Raw genomic sequence first — 25367 nt, forward strand, 5'->3', positions numbered from 1 at the left:
ACAGGGCAGGAACCATGGAGCGAAACGTCACGCTCGATTTTGTTCGCGGCGTCGCCATTCTCGGTATCCTGCTGCTTAATATCAGCGCCTTCGGCCTGCCGAAGGCGGCTTATCTCAATCCCGCCTGGTATGGCGACATCACGCGCAGTGATGCCTGGACCTGGGCTGTTCTCGATCTCTTCGCGCAGGTTAAATTCCTCACGCTGTTTGCCCTGCTGTTTGGCGCTGGTCTGCAACTGCTCCTCAAACGCGGTACGCGCTGGATACAGTCGCGCCTGACGCTGCTGGTTCTCCTCGGCTTTATCCACGGCCTGTTCTTTTGGGACGGCGATATTCTTCTTGCGTATGGATTAGTCGGGCTCATCTGCTGGCGTCTGATTCGCGATGCGCACAGCGTAAAAAGCCTGTTTAACACCGGCGTGATGCTCTATGTCATGGGGCTTGGGGTCCTGCTGCTGCTGGGGATGATCTCCGGCGAGGCGACGAACCGTTCCTGGATCCCGGATGCCGCTAACCTGCAGTACGAACAGTACTGGAAGCTGAAGGGCGGTACGGAAGCGATAAGCAACCGCGCGGATATGCTGGGGGATAACCTCCTTGCGCTGGGCGCGCAATACGGCTGGCAGCTGGCGGGCATGATGCTGATGGGCGCGTCACTGATGCGCACCGGCTGGCTGAAAGGGGAGTTCAGCCTGCGTCACTATCGGCGAACGGGTGTCGGGCTGGTGCTGATCGGCGTGCTGATTAACCTCCCGGCGATAATCACGCAGTGGCACATCCACTGGGATTACCGCTGGTGCGCGTTCCTGCTCCAGGTGCCGCGCGAACTGAGCGCGCCGTTCCAGACCATCGGCTATGCGGCATTGATCTATGGCTTCTGGCCAACGCTTTCCCGCCTGTGGATCGTCAGCGCTATCGCCTGCGTAGGCCGCATGGCGTTGAGCAATTACCTCCTGCAAACGCTTATCTGCACCACGCTTTTCTATCATCTTAACCTGTTTATGAAATTCGACCGCCTCACGCTGCTGGCGTTTGTTATCCCGGTCTGGGTGATTAACCTGGCGTTTTCTGTTCTCTGGCTACGCTATTTCCGCCAGGGACCGCTGGAGTGGGTGTGGCGTCAGTTAACCGCACATGCTTCAGGGGTATCATTGAGGAACACATCCAGATAACGATCTGGATCACAATCATTAACAAAACGGATGTAAGCGTTTTCATGAGTGTGAGCTTCTTCACGTAGTCCCCTTTCTCTCGCTGCCAAAATAGCCACCTTGCTAAACACAGGGGGTGTCTGTGAGTTGCTGCAATCCTTTGAAGGATGGTGAATATGATCACCATTCGTGACGTCGCCCGTCAGGCGGGCGTTTCTGTGGCTACCGTCTCACGCGTGCTGAACAATAGCGCGCTGGTCAGCCCTGAAACCCGTGAAACCGTAATGAAAGCCGTGACCCAACTTGGGTACCGGCCAAATGCCAATGCCCAGGCGCTTGCGACGCAGGTCAGCGACACCATTGGCGTGGTGGTGATGGATGTGTCGGATGCCTTTTTCGGCGCGCTGGTCAAAGCGGTCGACGTGGTCGCCCAGCAGCATCAGAAATACGTCCTGATCGGCAATAGCTATCATGAGGCGGAAAAGGAGCGACACGCCATCGAAGTGCTGATTCGCCAGCGCTGTAACGCCTTGATTGTCCACTCAAAAGCCTTGAGCGATGAAGAGCTAACCGGCTTTATGGATCAGATCCCGGGCATGGTGCTGATCAACCGCATCGTCCCCGGCTATGCCCACCGCTGCGTCGGGCTGGATAACGTCAGCGGCGCCATGATGGCGACGAAAATGCTCATCAACAACGGGCATCAGCGGATCGGCTATCTGGCTTCCAGCCATCATATTGAAGATGACGACCTGCGGCGCGAGGGGTGGCAAAACGCCCTGAAAGAGCACGGCATTACACCGTCAGAAAGCTGGACGGGCACCGGTACGCCGGACATGCAGGGCGGCGAGGCGGCAATGGTGGAGCTGCTGGGCCGCAACCTGCAGCTTACTGCGGTGTTTGCCTATAACGACAGCATGGCGGCAGGAGCCCTGACGGCGCTGAAGGATAACGGCATTGCGGTGCCACAGCATTTATCACTCATTGGTTTTGATGATATTCCGATTGCCCGTTACACCGACCCGCAGCTGACAACGGTGCGTTACCCCATTGCTTCTATGGCGAAACTGGCGACTGAGCTGGCGTTACAGGGGGCGGCAGGGCTGCTGGATCCGGGCGCAACACACTGTTTCATGCCGACTTTAGTGCGTCGGCACTCCGTCGCGGCCCGGCAAATTGTGGTTCCGATCACTAACTGATTACATCAGGTGATGTAACCGTTTTCAATCTGTGAGTAAATTCACAGTATCTTAACAAGGCGCTGACTATGATGTCAGCGTTTTAGGGGCTGAAACGCTATGTAACGGTGATTATTCACTTTCACTATAGCCAATGTGCCGCAAACAACGAATAAAACGCATTTCTGGAGCGTTACCGAACACGGAAGATAGAAATTTTATAAGTGAACTTCGGCTGTCAGTAACGTTTTATTAACACCTGCCCGCCGATCGTTATTCACAAGAACTACCCTGCATAAAAAAAACCGGAGATACCATGAATAAAAAGGTGTTGACCCTGTCTGCCGTAATGGCAAGCATGCTTTTTGGTGCAGCAGCGCACGCTGCGGATACCCGTATTGGTGTGACCATCTATAAATACGACGACAACTTCATGTCTGTTGTGCGTAAAGCGATTGAGAAAGATGCGAAAGCAGCGCCAGACGTTCAGCTGCTGATGAACGACTCCCAGAACGACCAGTCCAAACAGAACGACCAGATCGACGTTCTGCTGGCGAAAGGCGTGAAAGCCCTGGCCATCAACCTGGTTGACCCGGCTGCAGCAGGCACGGTTATTGAAAAAGCGCGCGGCCAGAACGTGCCAATCGTCTTCTTCAACAAAGAACCTTCCCGTAAAGCGCTGGATAGCTACGACAAAGCGTATTACGTCGGTACCGACTCCAAAGAGTCCGGTATTATTCAGGGCGATCTGATCGCCAAACACTGGGCGGCGAACCCGAACTGGGACCTGAACAAAGACGGTCAGATTCAGTTCGTGCTGCTGAAAGGCGAACCCGGCCACCCGGATGCTGAAGCCCGTACCACTTACGTTATCAAAGAGCTGAACGACAAGGGTCTGAAAACCCAGCAGCTGGCGTTAGATACCGCGATGTGGGATACCGCTCAGGCGAAAGATAAGATGGACGCGTGGCTGTCCGGCCCTAACGCGAACAAAATCGAAGTGGTTATCGCAAACAACGATGCGATGGCAATGGGTGCGGTAGAAGCGCTGAAAGCACACAACAAATCCTCCATTCCTGTGTTCGGCGTAGATGCACTGCCTGAAGCGCTGGCGCTGGTTAAATCCGGTGCGATGGCCGGTACCGTTCTGAACGATGCCAACAACCAGGCGAAAGCGACCTTCGATCTGGCGAAAAACCTGGCCGATGGCAAAGGCGCGGCTGATGGCACCAGCTGGAAAATTGAAAACAAAATCGTTCGCGTACCTTACGTGGGCGTAGACCAGTCCAACCTGGCTGAGTTTATCGGTAAATAAGTTAGCGGTACTGTCTCCACTGGGCGCAATTCGTTGCGCCCTTTTATAACGCGATATGCGAGGCCAACAAGGTATAATTATGGTCAGCACAAATACTCAGTCATCCGGTGAATACCTGTTGGAAATGAGCGGTATCAACAAGTCTTTTCCCGGCGTTAAGGCACTCGATAATGTTAATTTAAAAGTTCGTCCTCACTCTATTCATGCCCTGATGGGGGAGAACGGTGCGGGTAAATCAACATTATTAAAATGTCTTTTTGGGATCTATCAAAAAGATTCTGGCAGCATTCTTTTTCAGGGGAAAGAGATCGATTTCCATTCAGCGAAAGAAGCACTGGAAAACGGTATCTCGATGGTTCACCAGGAATTAAACCTGGTGCTGCAGCGTTCAGTCATGGATAACATGTGGTTGGGACGTTATCCAACCAAGGGTGTCTTTGTCGATCAGGACAAAATGTATCGCGACACCAAAGCGATTTTTGATGAGCTGGATATTGATATCGATCCGCGCGCCCGCGTGGGAACATTATCCGTCTCCCAGATGCAGATGATCGAAATCGCCAAAGCGTTCTCCTATGATGCGAAAATCGTCATTATGGACGAACCGACATCGTCATTAACGGAAAAAGAGGTTAATCACCTTTTTACCATTATTCGTAAGCTAAAAGATCGCGGCTGCGGCATTGTGTATATCTCCCACAAAATGGAAGAGATCTTCCAGCTGTGCGATGAGATTACCATCCTGCGCGACGGTCAGTGGATTGCCACGCAGCCGCTGGAGGGGCTGGACATGGACAAGATCATCGCCATGATGGTCGGCCGTTCCCTTAACCAGCGCTTCCCGGACAAAGAAAACAAGCCGGGCGAAGTGATCCTGGAAGTGCGCAATCTGACCTCGTTACGCCAGCCGTCTATTCGCGATGTCTCCTTCGACCTGCACAAGGGTGAAATCCTGGGGATTGCCGGTCTGGTTGGCGCAAAACGCACCGACATCGTGGAAACCCTGTTTGGCATCCGTGAGAAAGCTCAGGGCACCATTACGCTGCACGGAAAGAAAATTAACAACCACAACGCCAACGAAGCCATTAATAATGGTTTTGCGCTGGTGACGGAAGAGCGTCGTTCGACCGGTATTTATGCTTATCTGGATATTAACTTTAACTCGTTAATTTCTAACATTCGCAATTACAAAAACAAAGTCGGACTGCTGGATAACTCCCGCATGAAGAGCGATACCCAATGGGTTATTGACTCCATGCGCGTGAAAACGCCAGGACACCGCACCCAAATTGGTTCGCTGTCAGGCGGTAACCAGCAGAAAGTCATTATCGGACGTTGGTTATTAACCCAGCCAGAAATTCTGATGCTGGATGAACCGACCCGCGGTATTGACGTCGGCGCGAAGTTTGAAATTTATCAGCTGATTGCCGAGCTGGCGAAAAAGAATAAAGGGATCATTATTATTTCTTCCGAAATGCCGGAATTGTTAGGGATCACGGATCGTATTCTGGTTATGAGCAATGGTCTCGTTGCCGGTATTGTTGACACCAAAACGACAACGCAAAACGAAATTTTGCGTCTTGCGTCTTTGCACCTTTAAGATCAGGGGCTCCTCATGAGTGCGTTAAATAAAAAAAGTTTTCTCACTTACCTGAAAGAAGGCGGTATTTACGTTGTTCTTTTAGTACTGCTGGCTATCATCATTTTCCAGGACCCTACGTTCTTAAGCCTGCTGAACCTGAGTAACATTCTGACCCAGTCCTCTGTGCGTATTATCATTGCGCTGGGCGTGGCGGGTCTGATCGTGACCCAGGGGACGGACCTTTCTGCCGGCCGTCAGGTAGGGCTGGCGGCGGTTATCGCGGCAACCCTGCTGCAGTCGATGGAAAACGCCAACAAGGTCTTCCCGGAAATGGCCACCATGCCGATTTTCGTGGTGATCCTGATTGTCTGCGCCATCGGTGCGGTGATTGGTCTGATCAACGGTATTATCATCGCCTACCTGAACGTGACGCCGTTTATCACCACGCTGGGTACGATGATCATCGTTTACGGTATCAACTCCCTGTACTACGATTTTGTCGGTGCTTCCCCAATCTCGGGTTTTGACAGCGGCTTCTCGACCTTTACGCAAGGGTTCATCGCGCTGGGCAGCTTCCGCCTGTCGTATATCACCTTCTATGCGCTGATTGCAGTGGCCTTCGTCTGGATCCTGTGGAACAAAACGCGCTTTGGTAAAAACATCTTCGCAATCGGCGGTAACCCGGAAGCGGCGAAAGTCTCCGGCGTAAACGTTGCCCTGAACCTGCTCTTCATCTATGCGCTGTCCGGCGTGTTCTACGCCTTCGGCGGGATGCTGGAAGCGGGCCGTATCGGCTCTGCAACCAACAACCTTGGCTTCATGTACGAGCTGGATGCAATCGCAGCCTGCGTGGTGGGCGGCGTCTCCTTCAGCGGCGGCGTCGGTACCGTACTGGGCGTGGTGACCGGTGTGATCATCTTTACCGTCATCAACTACGGCTTGACCTACATCGGCGTGAACCCGTACTGGCAGTACATTATCAAAGGCGCCATCATTATCTTCGCGGTTGCGCTGGATTCACTGAAGTACGCGCGTAAGAAGTAATTGCTCCTCGCGTTATCCGGCCCGCTCATCGAGCGGGCTTTTTTTTTGCCCTACGCCAGATGCGACTCCTCTCGGGTCACAATGCGCTCAAACCAGTCGAGTTCGGAGAGCTTGCAGGCGACCCACTGTTCGGAAAAAGCGTCGCCCAGGCTGTCGGTGAGGTACTGACAGCGGGCAAAGGTCTCAATCGCCTCCTGCTGAAACAGCGGCAGCTCGGGACGATCGTGCTGCGGTTCGGGCAAATCCTCGTCGTCGGTGTTTTCCAGCCCGTACAGCATGCCGGTCAGGATAGTGGCTGCCACCAGATACGGATTGGCATCGGCCCCGGCCAGCCGGTACTCGATACGACGGTTGTGGTCATCCGAGCAGGGAATACGCAGGGCGGCGGAGCGGGTGTTATAGCCCCAGGAGTTAAATACGGGCTCCGTCAGGTTTTTACGCAGACGACGAAACGCGTTAACGCCCGGCGCAAGAATGGCGACAGAGGCGGGCATCAGCGCCAGCTGCCCCGCGATGCACAAACGCATCATGCTGTTAAGCGCGTTCACCGGGGAAGCAAAGACGTTTTCGCCGTGACGATTGTTCAGGCTGAAATGGAAGTGCAGGCCGCTGCCGGACAGCTGGCTGAAAGGCTTAGCCATGAAGTTGGCCTGCAGGCCGTGCTTTTCGGCAACGTATCGGGTCAGGCGACGAAGCGCCAGCACGTTATCGCAGACTTCAACGACGCGATGGCCGTGCTTCAGGTTTAATTCGTACTGACCGGACTCGGCTTCCGCCACGATCCCGGACAGCGGGATGCGCTGCAGGTGCGCCAGCTGTTCCAGCTCGTCAAACAGCGCCGCATGCGCCGACGAGGTATCCATGTGAAAACAGCCCTGATTTTGCGGATCCCGATCGTCATGCCCCGTCAGATAGAACTCGATTTCCGGGGCAATCACCGGGAAGAGGCCGTGCTGGTGGAAGCGGGCCAGCACGTTCTGCAGTATCACGCGCGGCTCAAGCGGGCAGGGATTATCGTCGCTGTCTTTCATCGTCAGCAGGATCTGCGCGTTGTGCTGCGGATCTTGCGGAGAGGGGCGCAGGGAGCCGGCGACCGGAACGCAGAGTCGGTCCGGCTCATCATGAAGCGGGGCGGCGATTTTTCCTTTCTGATCCATCGAATAGACCGAAAGGGGAAAATAACAGCCTTTTTCCAGGCTCAGCATGCTCTCCACCGACAGACGCTTGCCGCGCATCGTGCCGTTGATATCGTTCAGGTAAACGTCTACATGTTTCGTCTGCGGGTAACGTTCCAGATAATCTGCCACTTCCACTGAAATGTTGTGCTGCAGGGCGTCAATTTTTTCATCAAGCCAGAGACCGGAATTGAGTGCGCCAGGAAGTGATAAACCGGGAAAGTTAAAATACGGACGGAGACTTTTGAGGAAAAACGCATTCATTATTGAGTTCATAGTCATTCTTCAATGAAGCCGTAGCGGCAGTGAACTCAGCTTAAAAGAGCCGACGTAAAGGGGGGATAAAAAGCGTCAGGCCCGGCGTAAAGAAAGTATAAAGGCGGCCCTGCTATTTCTCTTTTTTCTGCATATCAAGCAGCTGTTCGGGCGTGACGGCCGGGTAACCCTGCGCGTCTTCCGGCACTTCGTGCATCGCCGGAATCGGCACCAGCGGGCCTAAAAAGCGCGGTTCGCGTTTGAAGATATACAGATCGGCCAGGGCGCCAAAACGCGCGCCGAACTCGCGGACGCGCACGCTCAGCATATCTTTTGGCGACGGCACCGCGTAACACTGCGCCTGAATGCCCATATGCAGCGCGATAAACAGCGCGCGCTCGCAGTGGAAGCGCTGGGTGATGATGATGAAGTCGTTGGTGTCGAAGACTTTACGCGTGCGCACGATGGAGTCCAGGGTGCGGAATCCGGCGTAGTCGAGCACGATATCGGCAGGATCCACGCCCGCGGCAATCAGGTCCTTACGCATCGTCACCGGTTCATTGTAGCTTTGCAGGGCGTTATCGCCGCTCAGCAGAAGGTAGTTCACCTTGCCGCTGTTGTAGGCGTTCAGCGCGCCCTGAATGCGGTAACGGTAATACTGGTTAATCACGCCGGTGCGGTAATACTTGGCGGTGCCGAGGACCACGCCAACCTGACGATAGGGCAGGTCCTGCAGGTCATCAAAGATGTAGGGGGCGGTTTTCCAGCTCATCCAGCGGTCGAGACCCAGCACGATCAACAGCAGTATGCCGACCAGGACAGACAGGCTGTAAAAAACGCGCTTTAACATGGAGATGGCTCGTTCGTGGATGAAATTTAACTCAGGCTACTTTACCCGCCTGGTTAGCGCAAGAAACAGCGACTCAACTGAGGGGTTTTTCAGCAAACTGGCGGGCATTTCTGCCCGCCGGAAGGATTACGCAAGCAGTACGCGGTCAATCGTCGTGCAGCCCAGCGCTTTAAGCGTCGCGGCGGTCGCATCCCACTGAATCAGCGGCGCATCGGCAATTTCTGCCAGAATAGCGCGCTGAATGTCCGGATAGTCATAGCCGTTCAGGCTCAGCAGGTTAAGCGCGCCCTGCAGCGGAGGCAGGGTTGGGTTAAATGCGGCGTTTTCCGCGTAGCTGCCGCTAAAGATCCGGCCATCGCGGCACTGCAGCGCCACGCCGCTCGGGGACTTGCTGTACGGCGTGTGGCTTTTGTTGGCCGCGCGAATGGCCGCCTGGCTCAGGTCATCTCCGGACAGGGCGTAACCGTGGTCCTGATCGTCCATCAGCAGCGTTTTGATCTCCAGATCTTTCGGGCCAAACGCGTCAGGCAGATAATCCCCCAGCGTGTGCGGCGCGCGGCCTGGCAGGTTGATGCGCAGCTGCAGCCCGCTGTTCAGCTCGTTCATAAACTGACGGCAGTGACCGCAGGGGGTGTAGTTAACGGTAATGGCGCTCAGGGCTTTTTCACCGCGCAGCCAGGCGTGGCTGATGGCGCTCTGCTCGGCGTGAACGGTCTGCTGCATGGTCGCGCCCAGGAACTCCATATTGCCGCCGAAGTACCAGGTTCCGCTGACGCCGCGCGCAATGGCCCCGACGTTAAAGTGGGAGAGATCGGCCCGCGCGCAGGCGGCAGCCAAAGGAAGCAGTGCGAAAGCCAGCGCGTCTTCGTCCAGTCCCGTTGCTTGTTTCAGCATCGTGACCTGCTCCGCGGTCAGCAGGGCGGGGAAGTGTGCATCTGCCAGAACGGGAGCCAGGGCTGACTGCAAATTCTCTGCAAGCTGGGCGAAAGCAGCTTGAAAACGTGGGTGCATGGCGTTTGCCTCATAAAGGTTAATGGATCGGTAGTTTACGGAGCCGTCAGGGCTTTATATGTGATCCACTTCTCATTATGTATGCAACTTATGAAATCAAAATGAAATTTGCGCGACGCATCGCAAATTTTAGCCCATCACCGCCAGAATCAGCGGGAAAATGAACGGGGCCAGCAGGGAGGTGATAATCCCGCAGATCACCAGCGCCAGGGAGCTAAACGCCCCTTCCTGATAATCCAGCTCCGCACAGCGGGCGGTGCCCAGGGCGTGGGAGGCGGTCCCCATTGACAGTCCCCGTGCCGCTTTAGTGTGAATACGCATCCCGTTCAGCAGGGTGTGACCAAACACCGCCCCGAGAATACCGACGAAAATGACGCACATCGCGCTGATGGCCGGGATCCCGCCAAGGCTGCCACCCACTGCCATCGCGATAGGCGTGGTCACCGATTTAGGCAGAATAGAGGCGGCAATCTGCGGGGAGGCCCCCATCAACAGCGCCACCGACGTGCCGGTGATCATTGCCACCAGGCTGCCCACAAAACAGATGGTAATGATGGATTTCCAGCGGGCGCGGATCTGGTGGAGTTGCTCATATAAAGGAAAGGCGAGCGCCACAACGGCAGGCTGCAGCAGGTCGTTTAAGATTTTGCTGCCGGCAAAGTAGCGTTCGTAGGGAATGCCGGTAAGCAGCAGGAACGGAATAATCACCACCATTGCCACCAGCAGCGGGTTCAGCAACGGCATTTTAAAACGTGCGGCAAGCTTGCGCGCGGCGAAGAACACCGCCAGGGTTAACGGCAGCGACCACCAGATATTGGCCATCATTTTTTTGTTTTCTCCCCGACCACGTTACGTTCGCCATGCACCAGATGCGAACTCCAGCTCACCACAAGGAAAACCACCAGCGTACTGACCGCGCAGGAGACCACAATCGGGCCGAACTGGGCCTTGAGCAAATCAAAATACTGCATGACCCCGACGCCGATAGGCACGAAAAGAAGCGCCATGTAGCGAATAAGGACGAAGCAGCCGGGATTGACCCATTTTGCGGGCAGGATTTGCAGCGCCAGCAAAACAAAGAGGATCAGCATACCGATAATGCTGCCGGGAATGACGATGGGCAGCAGCGACGCGATGAATATCCCGGCATACAGGCAGGCGTATATCAGAACGAATGCGCGAAGATATTGCCAGATAATGTTCAATGATTTGCTCATGGTGATAGTCCTTGCTGAAACGCATTCATCATACAATTAAACCTAAAAATGTGCCACGGATCACATCATGAAATTTGAGCATACCAGACATTCCAGAATGGAACGTCCGGTATCACCGCACAGGGGCAGGCTACAGTTTAGAGGAAAGGGAGTGCGGTGGCGAAGTGACGAGCCAGTGAAATGCCTCTGAGTCAGGCCTCGCGTTGGACGGCGAGTTTATCCAGAAAGGAAAACAGCACCTGATTCATTTCGCGATAATCATGCGAGCGTAGTTTTTCCGCCGTTTCGACAAAACGAAATTCAGCCGCGCGGCGGAGATCGTTCTGCGAATGTTCAATCAGCAGCTCAACGACCTCCGGCGTCAGTTCCATATGGCACTGAAAACCGTAAACCCGTTCGCCATATTGCACGATCTGACGGGGACAGCCCTCGCTGTAAGCGAGCACCTTAGCCTGCGGCGTCAACCCCGGCATGTCGTTATGCCAGTGACCGACGTTCAGCTCGTGGCCAAAATCCTTAAACAGCGGGTTGGCCTTGCCTGCATCCGTGAGCCTGACGGGAAATTTGCCGATCTCTTTTTCCGGGCTATGGCAAAACGCTGCGCCCAGTGCTTCACCGATAAGCTGCGAGCCCAGACAAACGCCAATCACCGTTTTACCTGCCTCTATTGCGCGGCCGATGAGCCGCATTTCCGCCTGCGCATCAAACCAGGGGCACTCCTTAAGCGTGGTAGCAGGCGACTGCGGGCCTCCCATGATGATAAGCAAGTCTGTGCTCTGCAGATCCTCGGGTAACCGATCGCCCTGATAAACTCTGGAGTAGCTCATACTATAGCCGCGATTTTTCCCCCAGATTTCATAGGCGCCTGGCGCTTCGAAATGTTCATGAATGATAAAATGAATGTGCATTGCGTCTCTCTCCGGTTACGTGTACAAGCAGCATCATAAGAGGAAGGGAGGAATGTGAAATGCCAACCGTTATCGATAAAACGCCAATTCACGACGATGCCATCGGATGGTCCAGAGGGGCAATTAGCTATACGCGCGGCGAAGTGGATCCGCCTCACCGGCATTCACAGGGGCAACTTTTGTTTGCCATCAAAGGGGTGATGCTGGTCGAAACCGGCAATAAGCGTTGGGTCATACCGCCACAGCGCGCGCTGTGGATCCCTCCCTTTCAGGAACACACCTACAGCGTGTTATCCACAACGGAGCTCCGCGCGGTCTGGTTTAGCCCGGCGCTGATATCGCAATGCGAGCCTTTTAAACGGAAAGAAGAGGTTCACGTGATTACGGCGACAGCGTTGTTCAAAGAGCTGATTGCCGGGCTGTTCAGTGCGCAATACCGGCCAGCCAGCCAGCGCAGCATGGCCGTTTTGCTGCTCGAAATCCTCAGCGAGGCGCAGCAGATTTCGGCCGAATTACCAATGCCGGTGGATGAGCGGTTACATCGCGTCGCCTGTGACATCATTGCCAGCAATCTCTGGGACGTTTCGATGGAAAGGCTGGCGGAACAGGTCGCGATGTCTGAACGCACATTCTCACGCGCGTTTATCAAAGATACCGGCTTTAGCTTCCGGGCCTGGCGACAGCGAGCAAGGATTTGTGCCTCGCTGGATCTGCTCGCCAACGGATACCCGGTTAAACAGGTGGCCTGGATGCTGGGTTTTTCCGGGCAGGCGGCATTTGCGGCGGCGTTTCGCGCCGTTGTCGGGGCAACGCCGGCTGACTTTCTCCCTGAACAGAAGCGCTTCCCAGCGATATAGAGAGCGGCTACTATAGCGCGTCTTTTTTCACAGGTACTGCTATGCGTGTTTTACTGGCCCCAATGGAAGGCGTGCTCGACTCCCTCGTGCGCGAGCTTCTGACCGAGGTGAATGATTACGATCTCTGCGTGACGGAATTTCTGCGCGTGGTCGATATGTTGTTGCCGGTAAAATCCTTCTTCCGCCTGTGCCCCGAGCTACACAACCAGAGCCGGACCTCTTCCGGCACGCTGGTGCGTATTCAGCTGCTCGGCCAGTATCCTGAATGGCTGGCGGAAAACGCCGCCCGCGCGGTTGAGCTGGGCTCTTACGGGGTGGATCTCAACTGCGGCTGCCCGTCGAAGCTGGTGAACGGCAGCGGCGGCGGGGCGACGTTGCTGAAAGATCCTGAGCTGATTTACCGCGGCGCGAAAGCCATGCGTGAGGCCGTGCCTTCGCATTTGCCGGTGACGGTTAAGGTGCGCCTGGGGTGGGACAGCGACGCGAGGCAGTTTGAAATCGCCGATGCGGTGCAGCAGGCCGGGGCCACCGAGCTGGTGGTGCATGGCCGCACCAAAGACGATGGCTACAAGGCCGAGCGCATTAACTGGCAGGCGATCGGCGAGATCCGCAAGCGCCTCACCATTCCGGTCATCGCCAACGGTGAAATCTGGGATTACGAGAGCGCGCAGGCCTGTCTGCAGGCCACCGGCTGCGATGCGGTGATGATCGGTCGCGGCGCGTTGAATGTGCCCAACCTCAGCCGGGTGGTAAAATATAACGAGCCGCGAATGCCGTGGGCAGACGTCGTTACGCTGCTGCAAAAATACAGCCGTCTGGAAAAGCAGGGCGATACCGGTTTGTATCACGTCGCGCGAATTAAACAGTGGCTGAGCTATTTACGCAAAGAGTACGATGAAGCGCTGGGATTATTTCAGGAGATTCGGACATTACAGACTTCGTCTGATATTGCCCGGGTGATTCAGTCAAAATAATAAGCGTTAAATTGCTCACACTTTTTTAAATCAGAAAACAGTTCAGGTTTTCAACGTGGCGCGACGGTGTTAAGGTGCCACTGTTTTTAACGCAGGATTGTTACTGGCTAACAGGCAAAACCTAAGCGTTTCACAGCATTTTCGCTGTGGAGCGCTTAGGTTTTTTTTTGCCTCTCGTTTACGCAGGAGAGAAATTTGGCTTAGCGCTTTTTACTGATTTTAAAAAAATGAAATATCGACAGGAAATAGAAAGATTTCCTGCGGCCGGTTACGCACAAAATACTCAATCACAGGTTGTTATTATGGCATATAAAAATAAACTCTATGCGTTCGCCTTATTGACGATATCCCCGCTGTCAATGGCGCAGGACTGGAACGGAACGGTATTAGGGTTTGAGGCTCCGCCGGAGCCTGTTCTGGGCGAAATGCTCGGCATACGTAAAATCCTTAACGATAACGGTTTTACCTATAACCTCGGATACCTGAATGAAATTGGCTGGAACGGCGGTGGCGGATATAACCACGACTCCCACGTGGCCTATATCGACCAGTTTGCGCTGACCTTCAACCAGGATCTTGAGCGCTGGAGCGGTATCCCGGATGCGCGTATCGAAGGGAACATCGTCAACCGTAACCACAATGACGACCTCACCACCAAACGCGTGCAGGACCCTCGCGTCAACTTTAACGACCTGACCCAGGAGAGCTGGGGCGGGCAGTCGATTACCCGTCTGGGCTGGCTGACCTTTGCCCGCAGCTTTGACGACCGGCGTCTGACCTGGCGCATCGGGATGATGAACAAGGTGCAAACCTTCGATCAAATCATCCCCTGTGATTTCCAGCTGCTGTCGCAGTGCGGCGGGAAGTCAGCCAACTCGCTGACGTGGAACAACTGGAACGTTCACACCTGGGGCACCACGCTTGCCTATAAATTAACGCCGACGCTGACCCTGAAGGGCGGCGTGATGGAGCAAAATCCGCAGGCCTCCAGCCGCAGCCACGCCTGGAGCTGGTCGACGAAGGGCAGCAAAGGGGTTTTACTGCCGATTGAAATCGAAGCGCGTCCGCTGGTTAACGGCCTGCCGGGCGCGTACAACCTGGGCGTGGTGTTTACCAACGCGCCGCAAACCGATCTCTATCGCGGCAAATCCGGCGGGGCGGGCGCGACGGATCCGGACGGGTTTGATACCCACAGCCGGACCTGGTTCATGTACGCCGGACTAAACCAGCAGCTTACGCAGCATCAGGACGATCCGAATCGTGGGTTGAGCACCTCTTTCAGCATGAGCCTTGCGGATCAGAGTACCAACTACATGCACCAGGTTTACGCCGCCTCGCTGCGCTACCGCGGGCTGTTTGATGCGCGACCGGAGGACTGGATTGGATTCGGGTTAACCTGGATTGATATGAGTAGCCACTACGCCCGCAATCAGCGCTATATGAACAGCCTGAGCGGCGTGTCGGACTATAACGATCCGGCGTATCGTCCGGTGCCGGGCCATTCCCTGAACGGCGAGTTTTACTACCGTTTTCGTCCAGTGCCGTGGCTTGAACTGCAGCCGGGCATTCAGTACTGGCACCATCCCGGCGGCGTCAGTCGCACCCAGGATGCCTGGGTTACCGAGCTGAAAACGGTGGTGAGCTTCTGATATCACCGTAGCAAGTTCGATCCGCGTCACGTTTCTGACGCGTGATGCATTGAGGCTATGAATGAAACTGATAGAGTGCCAGAACTGGATTGTTACTGCTTAGGCAGGCAAAACCTGATTTTCTGGCATCTGCCGGAGGTCAGGTTTTTTTGTTTCTGGGGTTCAGATGAAAATCGCCAAGATACTCAATAATAACGTGGTGGTTGTTCAGGATGAGCGCGGGCGCGAACAGGTGGTGATGGGCCGCGGGCTGGCCTTTCAGAAGCGCGTCGGCGAAGCGCTGGATACCGCGCTGGTTGAAAAGGTGTTTGCGTTACAAAGCGATGAACTGGTGCGTCGACTTGGGGAGCTGCTGAGTCAAATTCCGCTGGAGGTAATGACCACCTGCGACCGCATCATCGGGCTGGCGGCGCAGCGGCTGGGCAAGCTGCAGGAGAGTTTGTATATCACCCTCACCGACCACTGCTACTTTGCGATTGAGCGGCAGAAGAACGGGCTGGCCATCAAAAACGTGCTGCTGTGGGATATTAAACGGCTGTATCCGAAGGAGTTCGAATTAGGGCAGGAGGCGCGGGCCATTATCGCCAGACGCCTGAACGTCGAGCTGGAGGAGGATGAGGCCGGGTTTATCGCGCTGCATCTGGTCACCGCGCAGCTGAACAGCGAAATGCCGGAAGTGATGCACGTGACGCGGGTGATGCAGGAGATCCTGCAGCTGGTGAAGTATCAGCTGCAGCTTGAGTACGATGAAGACTCGCTCAGCTATCAGCGTTTTGTCACCCACCTGAAGTTTTTTGCCCAGCGGATGCTGACCCGCACCGTGGTGGAAGATGACGATGTCTCGCTGCATACCGCGGTAAAAGACAACTACGCGAAAGCGTGGAAATGCGCCGAGAAAATCGCCCAGCACCTGAACAAAAGCTATCAGCGTGAGCTGACGACCGAAGAAATTATGTTCCTCGCCATTCATATTGAGCGGGTGAGAAAAGAGGGGCGTTAAGCCTCAAAACAGGATTGTTACTGCATCTCGCAGGCAAAACCTGAGCGCGGCCTTTGTCAGAAGGTCGTTCTCGGGTTTTTTTATTTTTTATACTCAGTCAACAGGTGCCTGCAGGCATCGGATGTAAGGAAATCGAGATGGAATACCAGGCTTTAGCGAAGGATATTCTCGGCCACGTTGGCGGAAAAGAGAACATCGTCAGTCTTGTACACTGCGCGACCCGGCTTCGCTTCAAACTGAAAGAGAATCAACGGGCGGATGCGGAAGGGCTGAAGAAAAACCCGGGCGTGATCATGGTGGTCGAAAGCGGCGGCCAGTTTCAGGTAGTGATTGGCAACCACGTCCACGACGTCTGGCAGGCGGTGCGCAATGAGGCAGGCCTTACCGATGACGCACCTGTCGTGGAAGAGAGGGGCGAAAAGGGTACTCTGCTGGGCCGCCTGATTGACATCGTCTCCGGGATCTTCACCCCGTTTATCGGCATTCTGGCCGCGTCCGGTATTCTGAAAGGGCTGCTGGCGCTGGCGGTTGTCTGCGGCTGGCTCACCATCGAAAGCGGCACCTATAAAATCTGGTTCGCCGCCAGCGACGCGCTGTTCTTCTTCTTCCCGCTGGTGCTGGGCTATACCGCCGGGAAAAAATTCGGCGGCAATCCGTTTATTACCATGGTGATCGGCGGGGCGCTTACCCATCCGATGATGATTGCGGCGTTTAACGCCAGCCAGCAGCCGGGCGCGGTATCGGACGCCTTTTTGGGCATTCCTGTCACCTGGTTTAACTACAGCTCGTCGGTGATCCCGATTATTCTCGCCTCGTGGGTGAGCTGCTGGCTGGAAAAACAGAGCACCAGGCTGCTGCCTTCCTCGATGAAAAACTTCTTCGCGCCGCTGATCTGCTTAGGATTAACCGTGCCGCTGACCTTCCTCGCGATCGGGCCGCTGGCGACCTGGCTGAGCCAGATGCTGGCGAACGGCTATCAGAGTATTTACGTTCTGGCACCGTGGCTGGCGGGCGCGGCGATGGGCGCGCTGTGGCAGGTCTGCGTTATTTTTGGCCTGCACTGGGGGCTGGTGCCGCTGATGATTAACAACCTGGCGGTGCTGGGGCATGACTCCATGCTGCCGATGCTATTGCCCGCGGTGTTTGGTCAGGTTGGGGCAGCGCTGGGGATCTTTCTGCGTACCCGCGATGCCCGCCAGAAGATGCTCGCGGGTTCATCGGTAACGGCCGGGATATTTGGTATTACCGAACCGGCCGTTTATGGCGTAAACCTGCCGCTGCGCCGCCCATTTATATTTGGCTGCGTGGCGGGGGCTATCGGCGGCGCGATTGTCGGCTTCAGCGATACCCACGTTTACTCCTTCGGCTTCGCCAATATCTTTACCATCGCCCAGATGATTCCGCCGGGTGGAGTAAACGCCACGCTGTGGGGCGGCGTGATCGGCACCGCGGTAGCGCTGGTGCTGAGCTGCGGCCTGACGCTGGCGGCGGGCATGCCGGGACGCGCAGCGCCGGAAGCTGCGGTTACGGCAGGTGAAAACGATGTCTTATCCCCGATGAGCGGGACCGTTCTGGCGCTCGACCAGGTGCCGGATACCACGTTTGCCAGCGGCCTGCTGGGCAGCGGTGCCGCCATTATTCCCTCCGATAACAAAGTGGTGGCCCCGTTTGCGGGCGTGGTGGCCTCTCTGTTCCAGACCAAACACGCCATCGGCCTGCTCAGCGACAGCGGGATTGAAGTGTTGATCCACGTGGGTATCGATACCGTGAAGCTCGACGGCAGGCCGTTTACCGCCCACGTGAAGGTGGGCGACAAGGTGCAGCCCGGCGATCTGCTGCTGGAGTTTGACCGACAGGCGATTATCGATGCCGGATACGACCTGGCGACCCCGATCATTATCAGTAACAGCGATGAGTATCGTGACGTGGTGACCGTGGCGGCAACGTCCGTCAATGCCGGTGCGCCGTTACTCAGCGTAAGCCATCAATAACAGGAGAACGTGATGAAAACTTTCCCGGACGATTTTTTATGGGGCGGCGCGGTTGCCGCGAATCAGGTAGAAGGCGCGTATCTGGAGGATGGCAAAGGGCTGTCCACCTCAGACGTTCAGCCGCAGGGTGTCTTCGGCCCGGTGGTTGAGCGCGTGGCGGGCGACAGCGGCATCAAGGACGTCGCCATCGACTTCTATCACCGCTACCCGGAAGACATCAAACTGTTCGCTGAGATGGGCTTTAGCTGCCTGCGCGTCTCCATTGCCTGGACCCGCATTTTTCCGAACGGCGACGAGCAACAGCCTAACGAAGCGGGGCTGGCGTTTTACGACCGGCTGTTTGACGAGCTGGCCGCGCACAACATTATCCCGCTGGTGACGCTCTCGCATTACGAAATGCCGTGGGGGCTGGTGAAGCAGTACGGCGGGTGGGGCAGCCGCCAGACCATTGGGTTCTTCGAGCGCTACGCCCGTACCGTGTTTGCGCGCTACAAGGAGAAGGTAAAGCTCTGGCTGACCTTCAACGAGATCAATATGTCCCTGCACGCGCCGATGACCGGCGTGGGCCTGCCGGAAACCAGCAGTAAAGGGGAGGTGTATCAGGCGATCCATCACCAGCTGGTGGCCAGCGCGCTGGCCGTGAAGGCCTGCCACGAGATTATCCCGGATGCCAGAATCGGTAACATGCTGCTGGGCGGCCTGATGTATCCGCTGACCTGCAAGCCGGAAGATGTACTGGAGACGCTGCAGGAAAACCGCGCGTGGCAATTCTTTGGCGACGTGCAGTGCCGTGGCGCCTACCCGGGCTATATGCAGCGCTTTTTCCGCGACAACGGTATTCAGCTTGAGGTCACGGATGCCGACCGCGAGGCGCTGAAATCGACCGTCGATTTTATCTCGTTCAGCTACTACATGACGGGCTGCGTCACCGCGGATGAGGCCCTCAACCAGCAGGCGCGCGGCAACATCCTGAGCATGGTGCCTAACCCGCATCTGGCAAGTTCCGAATGGGGCTGGCAGATTGACCCCATCGGCCTGCGTACCCTGTTAAACGTGCTCTGGGATCGCTATCAGAAGCCGTTGTTTATCGTGGAAAATGGCCTGGGGGCGAAGGATAAACCGGATGCGAACGGCGTGGTGCAGGATGACTATCGCATCAGCTACCTTAACGACCACCTGGTGCAGGTGCGTGAAGCGATTGACGACGGCGTTGAGGTGATGGGGTATACCAGCTGGGGGCCAATCGACCTGGTGAGCGCGTCTAAAGCCGAACTCTCTAAGCGCTACGGCTTTATTTACGTCGATCGCGATGACAGCGGAAAAGGCACGCTGGCGCGCAGCCGTAAGAAAAGTTTCTACTGGTATAAAGAGGTTATTGCGACGAAAGGGGCTTCGCTGAAAGTCTGATATCAGGGACGTTGCCCGGCGCAGAGCCGGGCAAATAGATCAGAAAATCATCTTGAATACGCCGGTGACCACTAAGAGCCCTATCAGAAATATAATTAAAATAACCCACAGTAATATTTTCATTCCTTTCTCCCGCTCATGTATGTCCTGAATAAGTGTAGCAGCGTATTTATATTTGGCGTGAATGCATTGGATTTAATCATTCTCTTTGGGAATAAATTTCCGGGTATTAAAATGTATGACAATTTGCGGATTGCCACGCGTTACTAAAAAAATGAACGATATCGAGCGTAACGTGCGCCTTTATTTTTTGAGTGTATGGCGTAATGAAACGTTCTCTTATTTTATCTCTGAGCGCACCCTTCGTTTTTATTCTGGCAGCCTGTGCGCCTGAACATGCCACGGTGTCTCCCATTAAAACGCAAACCGCTGCGGCGTCGGTGAATACGGTTCTGAATCATCAGGACTGGCCGAAAAATGAGTGGTGGAAAGCGTATAACGATCCCCAGCTTAACGGGCTGATTGCGAAAGCGTTGAGCGATGCACCGGATATGCAGATTGCTCGCCAGCGCATTACGCTTGCCGAAGCCCAGGCCAAAGCCGCAATGGCCGCTGACGGTCCGCAGATTGATTTTTCCGCCGATGCGGAGCGCCAGAAAATGTCCGCCGAAGGGCTGATGGGGCCTTTTGCCCTTACCGACCCGGCTGCAGGCACCACCGGGCCGTGGTACACCAACGGCACCTTCGGCCTGACCGCTGGCTGGGAGCTCGATCTGTGGGGGAAAAATCGCGCCCGGGTCGAGGCCCGGATTGGCAAAGTGAATGCGCAAAAAGCGGAGCTGGAGCAAACCCGCCAGCTGCTGGCCAGCAGCGTGGCGCGGCTCTACTGGGAGTGGCAAACTCAGGCCGCCGCGGGGGAGGTTCTCGCACAGATCAAACATGAGCAGGACAACATAATCGGCGCCGACCGCGAGCTGTATCAGCACGGGATCACCTCCTCCGTGGAAGGGGTGGAAACCGATATCAACGCCAACAAAACCGAAGAGCAGCTGGCAGAAGTCAACGGGAAGATGAAAGCCGTAGAGGCGCGCCTGGTCGCGCTGACGAACTCTTCCTCCGTGACGCTTACGCGGCATGAGTTGCCGACGGTCGACGCCGCGCTACCGCCGACGCTCGGTTATGAACTGCTGGCACGCCGTCCGGATCTTCAGGAGGCGCACTGGTATATCGAAGCCTCCATGAGCGAGGTGGAGGCCGCCAGAGCGGCTTTCTATCCTGACGTGAACCTGATGGCGTTCCTACAGCAGGATGCCCTCCATCTGAGCGATCTGTTTCGCGCTTCAGCGCAGCAGATGGGCGTGACCGCCGGGCTGACGCTGCCGATCTTCGACAGCGGCAGGCTGAACGCCAGTCTGGATATCGCCCAGGCGCAAAATAATCTCTCGGTGGCAAACTACAACAAAGCGGTGGTCGAAGCGGTCAATCAGGTGGCGCGCACGGCCAGTGAAGTCGAAACGCTGACGGCGAAGAACCGCCATCAGCAGCAGGTCGAAAAAGATGCGGCGCGGGTTGTGGCGCTGGCGCAGGCGCGTTTCAGCGCGGGGATCGTTGCGGGCTCGCGGGTCAGTGAAGCCAGGATCCCGGCACTCAGGGAAGACCTCGCCGGATTGTTGCTAAAAGGTCAGTATGTCGACGCCACGCTGCAGCTGACGTCGGCGCTGGGCGGTGGCTATCATCATGGCTAAAAAAGGTCATTATCTATACTTACCTCTTTGCAGTTTTTCAGGAGGTGAGTATGACCAGAGTAGCGATAGTGACCGCATCGGATTCCGGGATTGGTAAAACCACGGCGCTGATGCTCGCAGAGCGCGGGTTTGATATTGGCGTCACCTGGCACTCGGATGAAAAAGGAGCGCTGGAAACCTGCCGCGAAGTTGAAGCGCAGGGGCAGCGCGCAGAGGCTATCCATCTTGATTTAAGCACGCTGCCGGATGGCGCAAAGGCTATTGAAACGCTGATTGCGCGTTTCGGGCGGCTGGACGTGCTGGTCAATAATGCGGGGGCGATGACCAAAGCGCCGTTCCTTGAGATGCCGTTTGACGACTGGCGGAACATTTTCACCGTCGACGTGGACGGCGCGTTTCTCTGTTCACAAATTGCCGCCCGGCAGATGGTGAAGCAGGGGAAAGGAGGGCGGATTGTGAACATTACCTCGGTGCATGAACACACGCCGCTGCCGGAGGCCAGCGCCTACACGGCAGCAAAACACGCGCTCGGCGGGTTAACCAAATCCATGGCGATGGAACTGGTTAAGCACAACATTCTGGTGAACGCCGTCGCGCCGGGAGCCATTGCCACACCGATGAACGACATGGACGACAGCGAAGTGAAGGAAGGCTCAATGCCGGAAATCCCGCTGGCAAGACCGGGCCACACCAAAGAGATTGCCAGCCTGGTGGCATGGCTGTGCGACAGCGACGCCAGCTACACGACGGGGCAATCTTTTATTGTCGACGGGGGCTTTATGCTGGCTAACCCGCAGTTTAAGCCGGAGGGGTAGGTTCCCCCTCTCCCTGTGAGGGAGGGTGTTTTTAGTTCCCTCTCCCTGTGGGAGAGGGTTAGGGTGAGGGCATCAGGCCGCATCCGGCTACTCCTCATCCCGCGTCTTATCCCGATGCTTCAGCCACAGCCTGACCCCAATCACCGCCACCACCACCAGAATCAGCCACGCCCAGTGCTTCAGGTGCTGGTCGAGATTATGCAGCCACGGGCCAATCACTTCGCCCCCGACGTAGCCGAGCGTCGTAAAGATCAGCGCCCAGGCAATCGCACCAAGAACATTGAGCGGCAGGAAAATTTTTGGCGGCAGATGGCTGGCGCCAATCAGTATCGGCCCGATAATGCGAAAGCCATACATAAAGCGCGTGCCGATGACGAACAGATAGGGATGACGCTGAATGAGCCGTTGAGCACGACGGATTTTCTTCTGATGCTTTGCGAAACGCTTAAGCAGCGTGGGACCGAAGCGCAGCCCGAGAAAGTAGAGCAGCTGATCGCCAATCATTCCGCCGAGCGCGACCGCTGCGACGACCAGCGGGAATTTCAGCAATCCTTGATGCGCGGCGACGCCCCCTAACAGCGTGATGGTTTCACCTTCTGCCACGCTACCGATGACCAGCGCGGCATATCCATATTGTTCAATAAGTGCGTTAATATCCATTACGTGAATGTTATCTCCCTCTGCTTACCTCGTTTAATCATATACCCCATGAATCAACAGCGGGGAAATCAACGGAAATTTCCCACTGTACAGAAAATAATCTAAAGCCTGCATTATACTTAAGGTATCGCTGACGGGCCGACAACAAGGGGGCGCTATGAACCATGTCTGGGGACTTTTCTCCCATCCCGATCGTGAAATGCATGTCATTAAAAGTGAGAACGAAACGGTCTCGCATCATTACACGCACCATGTGCTGCTGATGGCTGCGGTGCCGGTAATATGCGCCTTTATCGGAACAACACAAATCGGCTGGAACTTCGGTGATGGCACCGTGGTTCAGCTTTCCTGGTTTACCGGACTCTATCTGGCCATCGTTTTTTATGGCCTGATGCTGGCGGGTGTGGCGGTAATGGGGCGCGTCATTCACTGGATGGCGCGTAACTACCCGCAACGTCCATCGCTGGCGCACTGTATGGTCTTTGCCGGATATGTCGCGACCCCGCTGTTTTTAAGCGGTATTGTTGCGCTCTATCCACTGGTCTGGCTGTGCGCGCTGATCGGTACCATTGCCCTCTTTTACACCGGGTATCTGCTGTATCTGGGGGTTCCTACCTTCCTGAATATCAATAAAGAAGAAGGCCTGAGTTTTTCCAGTTCAACACTCGCTATCGGGGTGCTGGTGCTGGAGGCGCTACTGGCGCTGACGGTTATTCTTTGGGGTTACGGATACCGTCTCTTCTGAGTTCACTGCATTGCTGGCGTAAATGCCAGCAATGCAGCATCTGTTCACGATTATCCGCTGGCGACAACGCCCGGTGACCGCTATGATGCCGAAGCCAGCCTGTGTTTATCCGTTGATACAGGCGGTGTACGTCATTACGTGCGTGAATAATTATCAGAAGTCTCACCATGCTGAAATTCCGAGTCTCTTTACTTAGCCTGGCCCTGCTGCTGGGTGCGTCCGCTGCCGTGCCGGCCATCGCTAAAACGCCCGCGGTGACCGCCGCCGCTGCTCAGCCGCAAATTGCGTCCGGCAGCGCGATGATTGTCGATCTCAACACCAATAAGGTGATTTACGCCAGCCATCCGGACCTGGTGCGCCCGATCGCCTCGATTACCAAATTAATGACCGCGATGGTGGTGCTTGATGCACATCTGCCGCTGGACGAAAAATTGAAAGTGGATATCAGCCACACGCCGGAGATGAAGGGAATCTACTCTCGCGTGCGTCTGAACAGTGAAATCAGCCGTAAAAATATGCTGCTGCTGGCGCTGATGTCGTCTGAAAACCGTGCGGCGGCGAGCCTGGCGCACCACTATCCGGGCGGCTACGACGCCTTTATCCGCGCGATGAACGCGAAAGCCAAAGCGCTGGGAATGACCAATACGCATTATGTTGAACCGACGGGACTGTCGATCAACAACGTCTCCACGGCCCGCGATCTGACGAAACTGCTGATTGCCAGCAAGCAGTATCCGCTGATTGGTCAGCTCAGCACCACCCGTGAAGAGATGGCGACCTTTGCGAACCCGGCCTATACGCTGCCGTTCCGCAACACTAACCATCTGGTATACCGCGATAACTGGAACATTCAGTTAACGAAAACCGGCTTTACCAACGCGGCAGGACACTGCCTGGTGATGCGCACCGTGTTTAACGGTAAGCCGGTGGCGCTGGTGGTGATGGATGCCTTCGGCAAATATACCCACTTCGCGGACGCGAGCCGTCTGCGTACCTGGATTGAAACCGGGAAAGTGCAGCCCGTTCCGGCCGCAGCATTGACGTATAAAAAGCAGAAAGCGGAACAGATGGCGACGGCGCAGAACGACTGAGTCGTTTGCGCGCGCTGATGCCCTCACCCCGACCCTCTCCCACAGGGAGAGGGAGAAAACACAAAAAACGGTAACCCAGTTACCGTTTTGCTTTTATTCCGGCAGCGTCCAGTCCCCATCGTTGAGCGAGCGCTGCATAATCACGGTATCCCGCCAGTCGCCTTTCTTATAGCCCACGCTGCGCAGCTGACCGACAATCACGAAACCGTGCTTTTTATGCAGCCGCAGCGAGCCGGAATTATTGTTCCCATCTCCCACAACGGCAATCATCTGCCGCCACGGGCCTTGCTCGCAGCGGGCGATTAGCGCATCCATTAATGCCGAGCCAAAACCGCGCCCGGTGATGCTGGCATCCACGTAAATCGACTCTTCCAGGGTATAGCGGTAGGCATGTCGCGGGCGGTAAGGCGTGGCGTAGCAGTAGCCCACCACGATGCCGCGATACAGCGCGATAAGCCACGGCAAACCGCTCTCAGCCACGCTTTTCATACGCTGACGCATTTCGTCGATGGTAGGGGGGACTTCTTCAAATGACGCGCGCCCGTGCAGCACATGCCAGGCATAGATGGCGGCGATGGCATGCACATCATCGGGAAGGGCATCGCGCACTTCCAGTTCGGTCTCGGATAAAACATCAATAGCCGACATGATGTGCCTGCTCCTCGTTATAGAATGCCGGAGAAGCGTTCCTCCGGCGTCAGAGCGTCACTCTATTACGATTAAGGCACGCTAAACAATCTCTCAAAT

Annotated in this window: 22 protein-coding genes and 1 pseudogene; 15 read left to right on the forward strand and 8 right to left on the reverse strand. The window is 55.8% G+C overall.

Annotated elements, in window-relative coordinates:
- Positions 1-14 precede the first annotated feature (14 nt).
- The 5 genes from yeiB to mglC all read left to right on the forward strand — a co-directional run bounded on the left by yeiB (position 15) and on the right by mglC (position 6270).
- Positions 15-1172 carry a DUF418 domain-containing protein YeiB gene (gene yeiB, locus BJ885_RS11130; protein WP_121931938.1) on the forward strand — a complete coding sequence of 386 codons (1158 nt, stop codon included), beginning with the start codon at positions 15-17 and terminating at the stop codon, positions 1170-1172.
- Positions 1173-1327: 155 nt separating this feature from the next.
- Positions 1328-2350: an HTH-type transcriptional regulator GalS gene (galS, locus tag BJ885_RS11135; RefSeq protein ID WP_029740403.1), complete on the forward strand. Its 1023-nt coding sequence runs from the start codon at positions 1328-1330 to the stop codon at positions 2348-2350.
- Between the two features lie 295 nt (positions 2351-2645).
- Positions 2646-3644 carry a galactose/glucose ABC transporter substrate-binding protein MglB gene (mglB, locus tag BJ885_RS11140; RefSeq protein ID WP_023312468.1) on the forward strand — a complete coding sequence of 333 codons (999 nt, stop codon included), beginning with the start codon at positions 2646-2648 and terminating at the stop codon, positions 3642-3644.
- 79 nt (positions 3645-3723) lie between these two features.
- Positions 3724-5244: a galactose/methyl galactoside ABC transporter ATP-binding protein MglA gene (gene mglA / locus BJ885_RS11145; protein WP_029740402.1), complete on the forward strand. Its 1521-nt coding sequence runs from the start codon at positions 3724-3726 to the stop codon at positions 5242-5244.
- Between the two features lie 15 nt (positions 5245-5259).
- Positions 5260-6270, forward strand: coding sequence for a galactose/methyl galactoside ABC transporter permease MglC (gene mglC, locus BJ885_RS11150; protein WP_029740401.1), 1011 nt, complete (start codon positions 5260-5262; stop codon positions 6268-6270).
- Positions 6271-6320: 50 nt separating this feature from the next.
- Here the strand turns inward: mglC and BJ885_RS11155 are convergent, their stop codons facing one another.
- The 6 genes from BJ885_RS11155 to BJ885_RS11180 form a co-directional block, all read right to left on the reverse strand.
- Complete coding sequence (locus BJ885_RS11155; RefSeq protein ID WP_121931939.1) at positions 6321-7709, reverse strand: glutamine synthetase family protein; 1389 nt, start codon at positions 7707-7709, stop codon at positions 6321-6323.
- Positions 7710-7833: 124 nt separating this feature from the next.
- Positions 7834-8550: an outer membrane permeability protein SanA gene (gene sanA, locus BJ885_RS11160; RefSeq protein ID WP_008500918.1), complete on the reverse strand. Its 717-nt coding sequence runs from the start codon at positions 8548-8550 to the stop codon at positions 7834-7836.
- Positions 8551-8676: 126 nt separating this feature from the next.
- Positions 8677-9561, reverse strand: a complete 885-nt coding sequence (gene cdd, locus BJ885_RS11165; protein ID WP_023312465.1) for a cytidine deaminase — start codon at positions 9559-9561, stop codon at positions 8677-8679.
- A 129-nt stretch (positions 9562-9690) separates the two neighbouring features.
- Complete coding sequence (locus BJ885_RS11170) at positions 9691-10386, reverse strand: CidB/LrgB family autolysis modulator (protein ID WP_029740398.1); 696 nt, start codon at positions 10384-10386, stop codon at positions 9691-9693.
- Entirely contained in the window at positions 10383-10778 is a 396-nt protein-coding gene (locus tag BJ885_RS11175) for a CidA/LrgA family protein (protein WP_023312463.1), read from the reverse strand. The genes BJ885_RS11170 and BJ885_RS11175 overlap by 4 nt, the downstream gene beginning before the upstream one ends.
- Positions 10779-10969: 191 nt before the next feature.
- Positions 10970-11686: a type 1 glutamine amidotransferase gene (locus tag BJ885_RS11180; protein WP_121931940.1), complete on the reverse strand. Its 717-nt coding sequence runs from the start codon at positions 11684-11686 to the stop codon at positions 10970-10972.
- 59 nt (positions 11687-11745) lie between these two features.
- Between BJ885_RS11180 and BJ885_RS11185 the strand changes: the two genes are divergently transcribed.
- The 8 genes and pseudogenes from BJ885_RS11185 to BJ885_RS11225 all read left to right on the forward strand — a co-directional run bounded on the left by BJ885_RS11185 (position 11746) and on the right by BJ885_RS11225 (position 22124).
- Positions 11746-12543 carry a helix-turn-helix domain-containing protein gene (locus BJ885_RS11185; RefSeq protein WP_029740396.1) on the forward strand — a complete coding sequence of 266 codons (798 nt, stop codon included), beginning with the start codon at positions 11746-11748 and terminating at the stop codon, positions 12541-12543.
- Between the two features lie 41 nt (positions 12544-12584).
- Positions 12585-13517, forward strand: coding sequence for a tRNA dihydrouridine(16) synthase DusC (gene dusC / locus BJ885_RS11190; RefSeq protein WP_047647265.1), 933 nt, complete (start codon positions 12585-12587; stop codon positions 13515-13517).
- 359 nt (positions 13518-13876) lie between these two features.
- Positions 13877-15166 carry a carbohydrate porin gene (locus tag BJ885_RS11195; protein WP_375714067.1) on the forward strand — a complete coding sequence of 430 codons (1290 nt, stop codon included), beginning with the start codon at positions 13877-13879 and terminating at the stop codon, positions 15164-15166.
- 166 nt (positions 15167-15332) lie between these two features.
- On the forward strand, positions 15333-16166 hold the full coding sequence (gene licT / locus BJ885_RS11200; RefSeq protein ID WP_032658940.1) for a BglG family transcription antiterminator LicT: 834 nt from the start codon (positions 15333-15335) through the stop codon (positions 16164-16166).
- Positions 16167-16190: 24 nt separating this feature from the next.
- Positions 16191-18157, forward strand: a pseudogene (gene bglF / locus BJ885_RS11205) (PTS beta-glucoside transporter subunit IIABC).
- A 12-nt stretch (positions 18158-18169) separates the two neighbouring features.
- On the forward strand, positions 18170-19564 hold the full coding sequence (locus tag BJ885_RS11210; protein ID WP_121931943.1) for a glycoside hydrolase family 1 protein: 1395 nt from the start codon (positions 18170-18172) through the stop codon (positions 19562-19564).
- Positions 19565-19890: 326 nt separating this feature from the next.
- Positions 19891-21309, forward strand: coding sequence for a multidrug resistance outer membrane protein MdtQ (gene mdtQ, locus BJ885_RS11220; RefSeq protein WP_121931944.1), 1419 nt, complete (start codon positions 19891-19893; stop codon positions 21307-21309).
- A 50-nt stretch (positions 21310-21359) separates the two neighbouring features.
- Entirely contained in the window at positions 21360-22124 is a 765-nt protein-coding gene (locus tag BJ885_RS11225) for an SDR family oxidoreductase (protein WP_080750219.1), read from the forward strand.
- An 87-nt stretch (positions 22125-22211) separates the two neighbouring features.
- On the opposite strand, the gene BJ885_RS11230 is transcribed toward BJ885_RS11225, so the two are convergent.
- A complete protein-coding gene (locus tag BJ885_RS11230) occupies positions 22212-22784 on the reverse strand; it encodes a DedA family protein (protein ID WP_047647274.1) in 573 nt (190 codons plus the stop codon).
- Between the two features lie 157 nt (positions 22785-22941).
- On the opposite strand from BJ885_RS11230, the gene BJ885_RS11235 reads away from it, so the two are divergent.
- Positions 22942-23529: a Yip1 family protein gene (locus BJ885_RS11235; protein ID WP_023312454.1), complete on the forward strand. Its 588-nt coding sequence runs from the start codon at positions 22942-22944 to the stop codon at positions 23527-23529.
- A gap of 167 nt (positions 23530-23696) precedes the next feature.
- On the forward strand, positions 23697-24620 hold the full coding sequence (gene pbpG / locus BJ885_RS11240) for a D-alanyl-D-alanine endopeptidase (protein WP_121931945.1): 924 nt from the start codon (positions 23697-23699) through the stop codon (positions 24618-24620).
- Positions 24621-24713: 93 nt separating this feature from the next.
- Here pbpG and BJ885_RS11245 read toward each other — a convergent pair whose 3' ends face one another.
- On the reverse strand, positions 24714-25268 hold the full coding sequence (locus tag BJ885_RS11245) for a GNAT family N-acetyltransferase (RefSeq protein WP_047647278.1): 555 nt from the start codon (positions 25266-25268) through the stop codon (positions 24714-24716).
- Positions 25269-25367 lie beyond the last annotated feature (99 nt).

The organism is Enterobacter sp. WP_7_1 (assembly GCF_003688535.1).
In the GTDB taxonomy this organism is placed as follows: Bacteria; Pseudomonadota; Gammaproteobacteria; order Enterobacterales; family Enterobacteriaceae; genus Enterobacter; species Enterobacter asburiae.

What these genes read in the sequence shown, in the direction of transcription:
- yeiB (WP_121931938.1), top strand. Translation starts at nt 15, where the DNA reads ATGGAGCGAAACGTCACGCTCGATTTTGTTCGCGGCGTCGCCATTCTC.
- galS (WP_029740403.1), top strand. Translation starts at nt 1,328, where the DNA reads ATGATCACCATTCGTGACGTCGCCCGTCAGGCGGGCGTTTCTGTGGCT.
- mglB (WP_023312468.1), top strand. Translation starts at nt 2,646, where the DNA reads ATGAATAAAAAGGTGTTGACCCTGTCTGCCGTAATGGCAAGCATGCTT.
- mglA (WP_029740402.1), top strand. Translation starts at nt 3,724, where the DNA reads ATGGTCAGCACAAATACTCAGTCATCCGGTGAATACCTGTTGGAAATG.
- mglC (WP_029740401.1), top strand. Translation starts at nt 5,260, where the DNA reads ATGAGTGCGTTAAATAAAAAAAGTTTTCTCACTTACCTGAAAGAAGGC.
- BJ885_RS11155 (WP_121931939.1), bottom strand. Translation starts at nt 7,709, where the DNA reads ATGAATGCGTTTTTCCTCAAAAGTCTCCGTCCGTATTTTAACTTTCCC.
- sanA (WP_008500918.1), bottom strand. Translation starts at nt 8,550, where the DNA reads ATGTTAAAGCGCGTTTTTTACAGCCTGTCTGTCCTGGTCGGCATACTG.
- cdd (WP_023312465.1), bottom strand. Translation starts at nt 9,561, where the DNA reads ATGCACCCACGTTTTCAAGCTGCTTTCGCCCAGCTTGCAGAGAATTTG.
- BJ885_RS11170 (WP_029740398.1), bottom strand. Translation starts at nt 10,386, where the DNA reads ATGATGGCCAATATCTGGTGGTCGCTGCCGTTAACCCTGGCGGTGTTC.
- BJ885_RS11175 (WP_023312463.1), bottom strand. Translation starts at nt 10,778, where the DNA reads ATGAGCAAATCATTGAACATTATCTGGCAATATCTTCGCGCATTCGTT.
- BJ885_RS11180 (WP_121931940.1), bottom strand. Translation starts at nt 11,686, where the DNA reads ATGCACATTCATTTTATCATTCATGAACATTTCGAAGCGCCAGGCGCC.
- BJ885_RS11185 (WP_029740396.1), top strand. Translation starts at nt 11,746, where the DNA reads ATGCCAACCGTTATCGATAAAACGCCAATTCACGACGATGCCATCGGA.
- dusC (WP_047647265.1), top strand. Translation starts at nt 12,585, where the DNA reads ATGCGTGTTTTACTGGCCCCAATGGAAGGCGTGCTCGACTCCCTCGTG.
- BJ885_RS11195 (WP_375714067.1), top strand. Translation starts at nt 13,877, where the DNA reads ATGGCGCAGGACTGGAACGGAACGGTATTAGGGTTTGAGGCTCCGCCG.
- licT (WP_032658940.1), top strand. Translation starts at nt 15,333, where the DNA reads ATGAAAATCGCCAAGATACTCAATAATAACGTGGTGGTTGTTCAGGAT.
- BJ885_RS11210 (WP_121931943.1), top strand. Translation starts at nt 18,170, where the DNA reads ATGAAAACTTTCCCGGACGATTTTTTATGGGGCGGCGCGGTTGCCGCG.
- mdtQ (WP_121931944.1), top strand. Translation starts at nt 19,891, where the DNA reads ATGAAACGTTCTCTTATTTTATCTCTGAGCGCACCCTTCGTTTTTATT.
- BJ885_RS11225 (WP_080750219.1), top strand. Translation starts at nt 21,360, where the DNA reads ATGACCAGAGTAGCGATAGTGACCGCATCGGATTCCGGGATTGGTAAA.
- BJ885_RS11230 (WP_047647274.1), bottom strand. Translation starts at nt 22,784, where the DNA reads ATGGATATTAACGCACTTATTGAACAATATGGATATGCCGCGCTGGTC.
- BJ885_RS11235 (WP_023312454.1), top strand. Translation starts at nt 22,942, where the DNA reads ATGAACCATGTCTGGGGACTTTTCTCCCATCCCGATCGTGAAATGCAT.
- pbpG (WP_121931945.1), top strand. Translation starts at nt 23,697, where the DNA reads ATGCTGAAATTCCGAGTCTCTTTACTTAGCCTGGCCCTGCTGCTGGGT.
- BJ885_RS11245 (WP_047647278.1), bottom strand. Translation starts at nt 25,268, where the DNA reads ATGTCGGCTATTGATGTTTTATCCGAGACCGAACTGGAAGTGCGCGAT.